The organism is Nakamurella deserti (assembly GCF_003260015.1).
Taxonomy (GTDB): domain Bacteria; phylum Actinomycetota; class Actinomycetes; order Mycobacteriales; family Nakamurellaceae; genus Nakamurella; species Nakamurella deserti.
The window spans coordinates 2,324,496-2,336,339 of the sequence record NZ_QCXS01000002.1 but is presented as its reverse complement, the minus strand read 5'-3'; the positions used below and the strand labels follow the sequence as shown (position 1 = coordinate 2,336,339).

Annotated in this window: 8 protein-coding genes; 3 read left to right on the top strand and 5 right to left on the bottom strand. The window is 71.7% G+C overall.

Translation table 11 applies throughout. The features are described from left to right. The first annotated feature begins 36 nt into the window (after positions 1–36). Both DB033_RS10650 and DB033_RS10645 read left to right on the top strand, forming a co-directional pair. Positions 37–396, top strand: a complete 360-nt coding sequence (locus DB033_RS10650) for a histone-like nucleoid-structuring protein Lsr2 (RefSeq protein WP_111766655.1) — start codon at positions 37–39, stop codon at positions 394–396. A 546-nt stretch (positions 397–942) separates the two neighbouring features. Next, positions 943–3,468 carry an ATP-dependent Clp protease ATP-binding subunit gene (locus DB033_RS10645; RefSeq protein WP_111766654.1) on the top strand — a complete coding sequence of 842 codons (2,526 nt, stop codon included), beginning with the start codon at positions 943–945 and terminating at the stop codon, positions 3,466–3,468. Between the two features lie 198 nt (positions 3,469–3,666). Here the strand turns inward: DB033_RS10645 and DB033_RS10640 are convergent, their stop codons facing one another. Further along, entirely contained in the window at positions 3,667–4,515 is an 849-nt protein-coding gene (locus tag DB033_RS10640) for an HhH-GPD family protein (RefSeq protein WP_240615828.1), read from the bottom strand. A 22-nt stretch (positions 4,516–4,537) separates the two neighbouring features. Beyond that, positions 4,538–5,032, bottom strand: a complete 495-nt coding sequence (locus DB033_RS10635) for a beta-class carbonic anhydrase (RefSeq protein ID WP_205843750.1) — start codon at positions 5,030–5,032, stop codon at positions 4,538–4,540. Positions 5,033–5,089: 57 nt separating this feature from the next. On the opposite strand from DB033_RS10635, the gene DB033_RS10630 reads away from it, so the two are divergent. Beyond that, positions 5,090–6,097, top strand: a complete 1,008-nt coding sequence (locus tag DB033_RS10630; RefSeq protein ID WP_111766653.1) for a hypothetical protein — start codon at positions 5,090–5,092, stop codon at positions 6,095–6,097. 301 nt (positions 6,098–6,398) lie between these two features. On the opposite strand, the gene DB033_RS10625 is transcribed toward DB033_RS10630, so the two are convergent. The 3 genes from DB033_RS10625 to DB033_RS10615 form a co-directional block, all read right to left on the bottom strand. After that, positions 6,399–9,017, bottom strand: coding sequence for a DUF2156 domain-containing protein (locus tag DB033_RS10625; RefSeq protein ID WP_111766652.1), 2,619 nt, complete (start codon positions 9,015–9,017; stop codon positions 6,399–6,401). Continuing rightward, positions 9,014–10,081, bottom strand: a complete 1,068-nt coding sequence (locus DB033_RS10620; RefSeq protein WP_111766651.1) for an alpha/beta hydrolase — start codon at positions 10,079–10,081, stop codon at positions 9,014–9,016. Before DB033_RS10620 ends, DB033_RS10625 begins: the two co-directional genes overlap by 4 nt. Before the next feature lie 235 nt (positions 10,082–10,316). After that, positions 10,317–11,660 (bottom strand): amidohydrolase, encoded by a 1,344-nt coding sequence (locus DB033_RS10615; RefSeq protein ID WP_111766650.1) that lies wholly within the window; start codon positions 11,658–11,660, stop codon positions 10,317–10,319. Positions 11,661–11,844: the final 184 nt, after the last annotated feature.

Below are 11,844 nucleotides of genomic sequence, written 5' to 3'. Positions count from 1 at the left end.
CAACGGATTCCCGCTGTCCCGTGCAGGAGGATTGAAATGGCCACGCAGACCACCACCACACTGATCGACGACATCGACGGCTCGGCCGCCACGGATACCTACGTATTCGGCATCGACGGCACCTGGTACGAGATCGATCTGAATGAAAAGAACGCGAAGAAGCTGACCGACGCGCTTTCGGTGTTCGTCGAGGCCGGGCGTCGTGGTGAAGCGGGCCGACGCAGCGCCCGTGCCCGTACCCGACAGGCGAAGGCCGGCCGCCCCGCGGGCCGGATGGCGCCCGACCGTGAGCAGACCACAGCGATCCGCAACTGGGCCCGCAGCCAGGGTCTGACGGTCTCCGACCGCGGTCGGCTGTCGCAGTCGATCATCGACCAGTTCGAAGCGGCGCACTGAGCGCTCGCCGCCGGGTGTCCGGCGGCTGAGTGACGGGTGCCGCCGGCAACCGTTCGTCCGCGGGTTCCGGTGACCGGAGTCGGATCGGTCCGACTATCGCCGACCGCCACCGACCGCCACGACCACCGTCGACCGCAATTCGCCGCCTCCGACGACAGCTGATCGCGTCGGCTGTCCCGGACCTGCACCGGGGACAGCAGGCGCCGCACCGTCCCGGCCGCCCCCGCCCCCGCCCCGCCCCCGTCCTCGACCCGAGGACGGGGGCGGAGTCGTTCTCAGGAGTCGTTCGTGGACTCGGCTCCGGGGGCGTGCGGGCCCCGTTTCGCCCTCGGCGTAGCCGCGGAACTGGCGGAACGGGGCGGCCTCCGGCAGCGTTGACAAGGACAGAGGGGGACATGCGTGGTCCTCACCTCACTTGTGAGCGTTCGCGGACCCAGTACCGCGGCCGGTCTAGAGTGGAGCCAGCCGGAGCGGTGGGAAGGTTTCAAGCCCAGCTCAGCGCACGGGTCGGGGCTCATTGAAAGCGCACGGCCATGAGGAGTGCACATGTTCGAACGGTTTACTGACAGAGCGCGACGTGTGGTCGTGCTGGCGCAGGAAGAAGCGCGCCTGCTCAACCACAACTACATCGGCACCGAGCACATCCTGCTCGGTCTCATCCACGAGGGCGAGGGTGTCGCCGCCAAGGCCCTCGAATCGCTGGGGATCGCGCTGGAAGGCGTGCGTTCGCAGGTCGAGGAGATCATCGGCCAGGGCCAGCAGGCCCCGTCCGGTCACATCCCCTTCACCCCGCGCGCCAAGAAGGTGCTGGAGCTGAGCCTGCGCGAGGCGCTGCAGCTCGGCCACAACTACATCGGCACCGAGCACATCCTGCTCGGCCTCATCCGCGAGGGCGAGGGCGTGGCCGCCCAGGTGCTGATCAAGCTGGGCGCCGACCTCAACCGGGTCCGCCAGCAGGTCCTGCAGCTCCTCTCCGGCTACCAGGGCAAGGAGACCGCCGCCGCCGAAGGTGGCCGCAGCGAGGGCACCCCGTCCTCGTCGACGGTGCTCGACCAGTTCGGCCGCAACCTCACGCAGGCCGCCCGTGAATCCAAGCTCGACCCGGTCATCGGGCGCGAGAAGGAGATCGAGCGGGTCATGCAGGTGCTGTCGCGCCGCACCAAGAACAACCCGGTGCTGATCGGCGAGCCCGGCGTCGGCAAGACCGCCGTCGTCGAGGGCCTGGCCCAGGCCATCGTCCGCGGCGACGTCCCCACCACGCTGAAGGACAAGCAGCTCTACACGCTCGACCTCGGTTCGCTGGTGGCCGGCTCCCGGTACCGCGGTGACTTCGAGGAGCGCCTGAAGAAGGTGCTCAAGGAGATCAGCACCCGCGGCGACATCATCCTGTTCATCGACGAGATCCACACCCTGGTGGGTGCGGGTGCCGCCGAGGGCGCGATCGACGCCGCCTCCATCCTCAAGCCGAAGCTGGCCCGTGGCGAGCTGCAGACCATCGGGGCCACGACCCTCGACGAGTACCGCAAGTACGTCGAGAAGGACGCCGCCCTCGAGCGCCGCTTCCAGCCGATCCAGGTCGGCGAGCCGACGGTGGTGCACACCATCGAGATCCTCAAGGGCCTGCGGGACCGCTACGAGGCGCACCACCGCATCACCATCACCGACGACGCGCTGGTCGCCGCGGCCACCCTGGCCGACCGGTACATCAGCGACCGGTTCCTGCCGGACAAGGCGATCGACCTGATCGACGAGGCCGGCGCCCGGATGCGCATCCGCCGGATGACCGCTCCGCCGGACCTGCGCGACTTCGACGAGAAGCTCGCCCAGGTGCGCCGCGAGAAGGAGTCGGCCATCGACTCCCAGGACTTCGAGAAGGCCGCCTCGCTGCGCGACAGCGAGAAGCAGCTGCTCGCCCGCAAGGCCGAGCGTGAGAAGGCCTGGAAGGCAGGCGATCTCGATGTCGTCAGCGAGGTCGACGACGAGCAGATCGCGGAGGTGCTGGCCAACTGGACCGGTATCCCCGTCTTCAAGCTCACCGAGGAGGAGACCACCCGTCTGCTCAAGATGGAGGATGCGCTGCACAAGCGCATCATCGGCCAGGAGGAAGCCGTCAAGGCCGTCTCCCAGGCCATCCGTCGGACGCGTGCCGGCCTCAAGGACCCGAAGCGTCCGTCGGGCTCCTTCATCTTCGCCGGCCCGTCCGGTGTCGGTAAGACCGAACTGACCAAGGCGCTGGCGGAGTTCCTCTTCGGCAACGAGGAGGCGCTCATCCAGATCGACATGGGCGAGTTCCACGACAGGTACACCGCCTCGCGGCTGTTCGGTGCCCCTCCCGGATACGTCGGCTACGAAGAGGGCGGGCAGCTCACCGAGAAGGTGCGCCGCAAGCCGTTCTCCGTGGTGCTCTTCGACGAGATCGAGAAGGCCCACCCGGACATCTACAACACGCTGCTGCAGGTGCTGGAGGACGGCCGTCTCACCGACGGTCAGGGCCGCACGGTGGACTTCAAGAACACCGTCATCGTCTTCACCTCCAACCTCGGTACGTCCGACATCTCCAAGGCCGTCGGGCTGGGATTCCAGCAGGGCAACGACAGCCAGTCGAACTACGAGCGGATGAAGACGAAGGTCAACGACGAGCTGAAGCGCCACTTCCGCCCCGAGTTCCTCAACCGCATCGACGACGTCATCGTCTTCCACCAGCTGACGACCGTCGAGATCCACCAGATGGTCGACCTGATGATGGGTCGGGTGTCGGCGGCGTTGAAGAACAAGGACATGACCATCGAGATCACCGACGCCGCACGCGATCTGCTCGGCGAGCGTGGTTTCGATCCGGTGCTGGGTGCGCGGCCGCTGCGCCGCACCATCCAGCGCGAGATCGAGGATCAGCTGTCCGAGCGGATCCTGTTCGACGAGCTCAAGCCGGGCCAGCACGTGCTGGTCGGGGTCGAGGACGACGAGACCGGCACCGTCGCAGGGAAGAAGTTCACCTTCACCGGTGTCGAGAAGCCGTCGCTGGTCCCGGACGTCGTTCCGGTCGGCCTGGTCAAGGGCATCGAATCCGCCTGACCTCGGCGCTGTCACCTCTGGAGGCCCGTCCCGCACCGCGGGGCGGGCCTCCGTCGTGTCCCGGCGTCGTGTGTCCTGAGGCAGGGTCGGATGCGCACGCGGGTTCGCCGGCGTCGTAGATGTGATGGGGTGGCTCGCGAGCGGCCGCTCCACCGCCGGCACACCGGTCCGGGGAACGCGCCGGCGCACGGCACCGACTCAGCGGGGGAGGGTGTACCTGCCGTCGTCGGTGCGCTCGGTCAGCCCGTCGGCGACCAACGACGCCAGGCAGCGGCCGAACTGGATCGGCTCGGGCCACGCGGCGGCGAGCACCGGTTCCGGCAGCGGCTCGTCGGCCTCCCGCAGCAGCGCGAGGATCCGGCCGCGTGCCTGCCGGTCGGTGCCGTGCCACGCCTGCGTCCGGCGTCTCACCTGTGACGCCGGGCGGCCGGCCAGCACCCAGCGGCAGCCGGCGACCAGCGGGCACTCCGGGCACTTCGGCGCCGCGGCGGTGCACACCAGGGCGCCCAGCTCCATCACGGCGGCCGAGAACCGCGCCGCCACGGCCGGGGCGGCGGGGAGCCACTGCTCCATCAGGACGAGGTCGGCGGGGGTGGCGGCGCCGGCGTCGTCCGTGCCGCGCAACACCCGGTTCATCACCCGGCGCACGTTGGTGTCCACCACCGGCACCCGCCGGCCGGCGCCGAACGCGGCCACCGCCCGCGCGGTGTACTGGCCGACGCCGGGCAGCGTCAACAGGTCGTCGACCGCCGTCGGCACGGCACCGCCGAACCGTTCGACGATCACCCCGGCCGCCATCCACAGCCGCAGCGCCCGCCGCGGATAGCCCAACCGACCCCACGCGCGCAGCGGTTCGCCCGAGGGTTCGGCCGCCAGCGCCGCGGGCGTGGGCCAGCGCAGCATCCACGCCTCGAACACCGGCGCCACCCTAACCACCGGCGTCTGCTGCAGCATCACCTCGCTGGTGAGCACCCGCCACGGGGTCGCGCCGGAGTCGCGCCACGGCAGGGTCCGGCTGCGTTCGTCGAAGAACCGCAGCAGGGCCACCGGGTCCAGTCCGGCGTCGAGGTCAGTCAGCGAAGACCTCTTCGAGGAGGCCGGACTCGACGTCGAAGACGAAGCCGCGCACCTCGTGCGTGTGGATCAGGAAGGGCGAGTCGCGGACCCGCCGCAGCGACTCGCGGACCGAGTCGTGCGGATCCTTGAACGCCTGCACCGCCCAGGTCGGGCGGTAGCCGGCGTGTTCGCTGACGGTCTCGCGGAAGCCGTCGTCGGTGATCTTGGCCAGACCGCAGTCGGTGTGGTGCATGATCATGATCTCGCGGGTGCCGAGTGCGTGCTGCGAGATCGACAGCGAACGGATGATGTCGTCGGTGACGACGCCGCCCGCATTGCGGAGCAGATGCGTCTCACCGGGAGTGATGGCGAAGGCGGCATGGGCGTCCACGCGGGCGTCCATGCACATCACCACCGCGACGTGCATGGTCGGCTCCGGTCCCAGCCCCTGCGTGTGCGAGAGGGCCAGTCCCCGGTTGCGTTCGAGTAGTTCGTCGATGGCTCCCACAGCTGCTCCTCGGCGTTGCTTCCCTGATCCGGACGACGCAGACGTTACCGTCGATCCGTGTTGGAACCAGTCGGACCCCTGAGCCCCAAGACCTACTGGATCCGCCGGGTGGCGCTCGTCGGCATCGCCGTGGTGGCCGTGCTCCTGCTGGTCTGGGCGTTCGCCGGCCGTGGCAACGGCACGCCGGACAGCACCGCGGCGACGACCCCGACGTCCGGCGCCCCGCTGACCGGCGAGCTCGCCACGCCGCCGTCGGCGACCACCCCCACCGACCTCACCAGCAGCCTCTTCCCGGACGCCTCGACCGCGGTCAGCTCCCCGGTTCCGTCGGACACCGCCGGCACCCCGTCGGACGCCACCCCGACCGACGGCGGAGCGGGGACCGACGGCGGCACGGCGGAGACCACGACGGCGTCGGCCACGGAGGTGGCGCCCCCCGCCGATCCGGCCGCGGAGTCCGCGGCCGCGCAGGCCGCCGCCGACGCCGCGGCCGCGCAGGCCGCCGCCGACGCCGCCGCCGCGCAGGCCGCCGCGGACGCCGCCGCGGCGCAGGCCGCCGCCGACGCCGCCGCCGCGCAGGCCGCCGCCGACGCTGCCGCGGCGCAGGCCGCCGCCGACGCCGCCGCCGCGCAGGCCGCCGCCGACGCCGCCCGGCCCCGGGACGCGGAGGGCCGGCTGATCTGCCCGGACGCCGCCGTCCAGCTGACCGCAACCGTCGGCAGCCCCACCTACACCGTCGGTCAGCAGCCCATCGTCGGCGTGACCATCGTCAACGTCGGCTCCGAGCCGTGCGTGCGCGACGTGTCGGGGTCGCTGCAGGAGTACCTCGCCTACGACGCGGCGGGAACGCGGGTGTGGTCGACCAGCGACTGCCTGCCCGGCTCGGGCACCGACGTCCGCTTCCTGCAGCCGGGGGAGTCGCTGCAGTACAACATCAAGTGGTCGGGCACGACCTCGCAGCCGGGCTGCGCCGCCGAACGGACCCGGGTGCCGGCCGGCGACTACCGGATCGAAGCCCGGATCGGCAGTCTGGTGTCCAGCCAGGCGGCCCTGACCTTCCGGTAGCGGTCGCCGGTACGGAGCCGAGGGAACCGCTGCCCGGGAATCCGTGACCGGCGCGGTCATCCGTGATCGCCGCGGGAATCCGTGACCGCCGCGGTGATCCGGGATCGCCGCGGGAATCCGTGACCGCCGCGGGAATGTTCGGCGGTCGTCGGTGGTTGTGATGATCGACGGTCCTGGACATGCCCCGGGCCCCAACCCTTTCGCTGCCGTGAGCAGCCACTCGCCGTGAGGCGCACTGGCAGGACCGTCATCCGAGAAGCCCCCGGCCACCAGCCGGGGGCTTTCTCGTCTGCCGGCGGTGTCAGGGCCGGGGCGCGAGCTGTTCCGCCGGACGCGCGGGGTCGACGGCCGCCGTCGCCGGTCGAGCCCGTTCCGGTGTCGCCGGCCGGAGCTTGCGGAGCAGCCGCACGGCGTCCACCAGCGACAGGTGCGGCAGGTACGCCCGGCTGATCGCGTTGCCGATCCGGGGGAGCGCCGCCGCCTCCGGATAGATCATGTGGATCGGCCGGTACACCGGCTGGAACTTCGCCTTGAACGACAGCAGCGAGCGGAAGCCGTACACCGGTTCCATCCGGTGCCCGGTGGCGTCCAGCAGGCGCTGCAGCGCCGTCGGCGTCCGCCCCTGCTCCATCCGGGCCAGCGGCGCTCCCGACAGACTGACGAACTCCGCGCCCTCCTCCTGGAACTGCAGCGCCGCCCGGCTGATCAGGAACTCCATCCCGCCCTTGAAGCCCTCGGACCGCCGCCGCATGTAGTCCAGCGTCCAGCCGATCGGGGCGCCGTCGCGGTACACCGGCAGCCACGAGGTGATGCCGTGGATCAGCCCGGCCTCGTCGACGGCGATCAGGCAACGCACCGCGGGATCGTCGATCTCGTCGACACCGCCCAGGGTGAAGCCCATCTCCGGCAACCCCTTGGTGTCCATCCACTCCTCGGAGATGGCGGCGATCTGCTCGCTGACGTCCAACGGCGCCTCCGGGAAGCTCAGCCAGCGGGTGCTGATCCCCTCGCGGGCGGCGCGGCTGACCGCGGTCCGGATGTCCTGGAACTTCTTGCCGCTGAACGTCAGCGACCCGAGCGGCAGCATCGCCTCCTCCGCCACCTGCACGGACGGCCAGCCGAACGACGAACCGATGTCCCTGGCACCGCCGGTGGTGGAGTAGAAGCAGAACGTCCAGCTGCGCGAGGCACAGAACTCCGCGAAACCGCGCATCGCGTCCGCGGTCTCCGCCGCCGGCCCGATGGCGTCGCCCATGGTGATCGCGACCCCGCTCTGCACCCGGTAGGCGACGAAGCTGCTCCGGGCGGGGGTGAACCAGTACGTGTTGCCCTGCCACATCGTCAGGTACGAGAGCGCCTGCCGGCCGTGCATCTGAAGGATGCGGCGGGCGTCGGCGGCGTCGCGGGCGGTGGTGTCGACCCGGTTGGCGTTGAAGCTGCGCAGCACCCCGGCGATGGCGATGCCCCAGAGCGCGATGCCCGTCCATTCGAACAGCAGGGTGCCGGCGATGGTGGTCGGGACGAAGTCCAGGCCGATCAGCCCGAGGTACCCCGGGGGCGCGAGCCGGTGCGGGAACTCGTTGATCAGGTCGGCCACCGACGGGGTCGGCGTGAACTGGCCGGCGATGAGCAGACCCGCACCGACGAAGAGCACGAACAGCGAGGCCACCGCGACGGCCAGCAGCCGCGCCAGACCCCGGTAGGTGCCGCGCGGCGCCGGGATGTCGAACGCCCAGCGTGTCAGCAGCAGCACCGTCACCAGGATGAGCGGCACCAGCAACGGGGTGATCTGGGCCAGGGTGTTGCCGCCCAGGATGAACGGTGCGTCCCGGAGTGCCGGCTGCCGCCGGTGGGCGAGCGCCTGGAGGAACATCACCAGACCGAGGCCGGCCAGCAGGGTCTGCACCGCCACCATCGACCACCAGGCGAAGCGGCGGCCCTTCATCAGTCCGTAGGCCAGCAGCAGCACCAACAGGGACGGCAGCAGCGACAGAACGACCGGCCCGACCCCGTGGAAACGCAGCTGGCGGGTGTACTCCTCGCATCGCTGCGCGGTGACCCCGAGCCGGCACAGGCGGTCCAGTTCGTCCGGGCCGACCTGCGGTGACACCAGGGTGTAGCGCAGCACGATGAACGGCCCGGCGGCCCGGTTGTTCAGCGCCACCAGCACCGGACCGATCGCCGACGCGGCCATCAGCACCGCGACGGTCGCCCGGGTCTCCCGGCGGGCCGACCGCAGCGTCCGGGGGTACCGCGACCGCGTCAGCACGACACGGCCCAGCAGCAGCCCGACCACCGCCGCCCCGACCCGCAGCATGTTGTCGAGCGAGCCGTTGTAGAGGGTCAGCACGGCGACCGCGGCGAGCACGCCCAGCCGGATCCGTCGCCGCCACAGCGGTGTCGTGGTCGCACTGAACGCGAGCAGGACACCGACCAGCATCGGCCACGGCCCGACGATCGCGTCCGCCGTCATCTCCGACGCGAGGTCGCTGCCCCAGCGGTCGAGGACGTCGGCGGCGGCCAGCCCCAGCGCCACCCCGAGAAACTGGGTCAGCAGCGCCACCCACAGCAACCGGACCGATCCCCAGTGACGTTCGACGACCAGGCCCACGCCCACGACGGCGACCGTGGCCAGCAGGTACTCGAGCAGGCCGGGCGCCCACCCGCCGGAGGTTACGAAGGTGAACAGCCGGAGCCGCTCGAACGACTCCACGCTCGCGCCGACGTCGCGCAGGACACGTTCCCGGGGGCCGTGGACCAGCGACCCGGTGACGATCGCCAGCACCCAGAACACCGCGACGAAGCCCCAGGTGACCGGCGCCTGCAGCAGTCTGGGCACGTCGCGGTGCAGCCCCCGCCGGAGCCGGCCCGCCGGGCCGCCGGTTCCGGGTGCCGCCGCCGGGACGAGGGGCGCGGTCACGCGCTGATCCCCAACCGGGCACCGAGCCACGGGACGGTCAGCGCCAGCGCGGCCGACCAGAACGAGAAGTCGTGGCCGCCGGGCAGGATCGCGTATCGCGCGTCCATCCCGGCGTCCCGGGCCGCTGCGTAGACCGCCGCCGTCTGCGGTCCGTAGACGGCGTCGTCGGCGCCCGCGGCGAAGAAGCCGGCACTGGCGGGGTAGGTGCCGTCGGCCAGCAGCGCCATCGGATCGACGGCGTCGTAGGCGGCCCGGTCCCCACCGAACATGGTGTCCAGCGTGTCGTCGCCGGTCTCGAGCACGGGATGGTCCTGCGCGGAGAAGGCCAGCACGGTCGGGTAGGCGGCCGGGTCGCGGGTCGCCAGCTGCAGCGCGCAGGTGCCGCCGGCGGACAACCCGCCCACCGCCCAGCGGGCCGGGTCGGGAGCGACCTGCAGCCGGTCCAGGATCCAGTCGTGGACGTCGACGGTGAGATAGGTCCAGTCGTTGCCGGTGCCCGGCGAATCCACGCACAGCGGGTTCCCGCCGGACGTGCCGAGCCAGTCCGGGACCACGACCACCGGCGCGAGCCCGGCGTGCGTCGCGGCGTAGGCGTCCATCGTCCCGGCGACGTCGCCGCCGTCGAACCAGTTGCGGGGCTCGCCGGGTTGCCCGGCCATCAGGACCAGGACGGGCAAGCGGGGCCGCGGCACGGTCGCGTACGCCGGCGGCAGGTAGATCCAGGCGTCGCCTGCGTCGAACCCGGACACCGTGCCCGGGATCGGCGCCGCGGTCACCCGGCCGGTGGCCGGGAGGTCGGCGGGTGGTTGCCACGAGTCGATCAAGAGGTCACTGTCGGGGCCGGCCGTTGCGTCGGTGACGGTGCCGGGGGAGACCTCCTGGTCGGGCGGTCCGGGGTCGGGTGCGGCGGCCACGGTGGCCGGGGCGCCGCGAGCGGGGTCGACCCCGCCGGCGGCGCACCCGGCGAGCGTCACCAGCCCGACCGCGACGACCGCGCGCACGGCACGCCGACGGCGGGCCAGCGCCGGTGAGATCGCGGCGGTCCCGACGGCATCGGTGGGCACCCGGTGCGGCCACCGTGTCCGGGGTGCGCGACGTTTAACCGGCTCGCCGTCCCGGTCGCATCCGACCGCCGGTGCCCCCGGGAGCACACCGCCGGTCGTGATCGACTCCGCCACTTCGTTCCACCCCCGGACCCAGACTAGGGAGAGCCGGCCGACGTGTCGGTGCCCGAGGGACATCCGGACCGGCTCGGACCAGCGGTTCTACATCAAAGAGTGAATGAGCTACTACGTAGCGTCACGGCGCATAGTGCTGCACCGCTTCCCCGGGCCGCCGGGCGAGGAGCTCGGGTGCGACGGCCGCCGCGTCCCGGACGATCTCCGCGAGGTCGCCGCGGACGAGCCGACGATCCTCGACCACCACTTCGCCGTCGACGATGACCGTGCGGACATCGCTCGCGCGCGCCGAGTACAGCAGCGTGGCCAACGGGTCGTGCACCGGCTGGCAGTGCGGCCCCGAAAGGTCGATCAGCACCACGTCGGCGGCGGCACCCTCGTCCAACGATCCGGTGGTGCCGAACGGCGCCAGCGACGCGCCGCCCCGGGTGGCCAGCCGCAACGCCTCGCTCGTCGTCAGGAACCCGGGATCGTGCTCCTGCTGTTTCTGCGACAGCGCGAGCAGCCGGGTCTGCTCCAGGACGTCGAGGGTGTTGCCGCTGGCGGCGCCGTCGGTCCCCACACCCACCCGGATGCCGTGCCCGAGCAGGCCGCGGACCGGGGTCATGGTCTGCATGGCCACCTTGAAATAGCCCTTGGGGCAGCTGGCGACACCCACCCGGTCGCGGTGTTCGGCCAGCACCGGCAGGTCTTCGGCCACGATGCCGGTGCCGTGGGCGATCAGGGCGCCCGCCGCCAGCACCCCTGTCCGGGCCAGCACCTCGATCGGGGTGACACCCAGCTTCGCCTGCGAGGCCCGGGTCTGCTCGATCGTCTCCGAGGTGTGGATGTGGATCGGCAGCCCCTCCGCCACCGCGGCGTCGGCGAACCAGCGCAGATCGTCCTCGTCGACCGTGTAGGTCGCGTGCGGTCCCAGGCTGGCGGTGAGCAGCGGCGACCCGGCGTCGCGCACGGCGACGGCGGCGGCGACGGCCGCACGCCGGCCGTCCGGACCGTCGCTGGAGAAGAACGTCGGCGCCAGGTTGGCGCGGATCCCCAGCTCGACGGCGGCCTCGGCGATGCGGTCGGTGGCGAAGTAGTGGTCGGCGACGGCCGTGACCCCGCCCAGCAGCATCTCGGCGATCGCGAGCCGGGCGCCGGCATGGACCCGGTCCGGGGTCAGGTTCATCTCCATCGGCCAGATCAGGTCGTTGAACCATTCCTCGATGCCGACGTCCTCGGCGGCGCCGCGCATCAGCACCATCGGCAGGTGGGAGTGGCCGTTGGTGAGACCCGGCATGGCGAGCAGACCGTGCCCGTCGACGATCCGGACGTCCGGGGGGACCGGGAGGGTGCCGGTCGGGACGATCGCGGCGATCCGGCCGTCGGCGAGGTGCAGGTCGTGGTCGGGCAGCACCGTGCCGGGACCTCCGTCCGGCAGCTGCAGGACCTGACACGACCGGACGAGGACATTCGACCCACTCATGCGACGAGCCTTTCCTCGGGTGCAGCGACTCCGGTGGGCGGCCCCGCCGGGATCCGGACGGTAACAGTGACCGCCGACGGTGGTCGTCGTGGCCGCCACCGCGAAGGGCATCGTGCGCCGCCAGAACGGGAGGAACGCGTGAAGCCGACGTCACCGGGCTGTGGGTCGGGCGGACGCGGTCGTC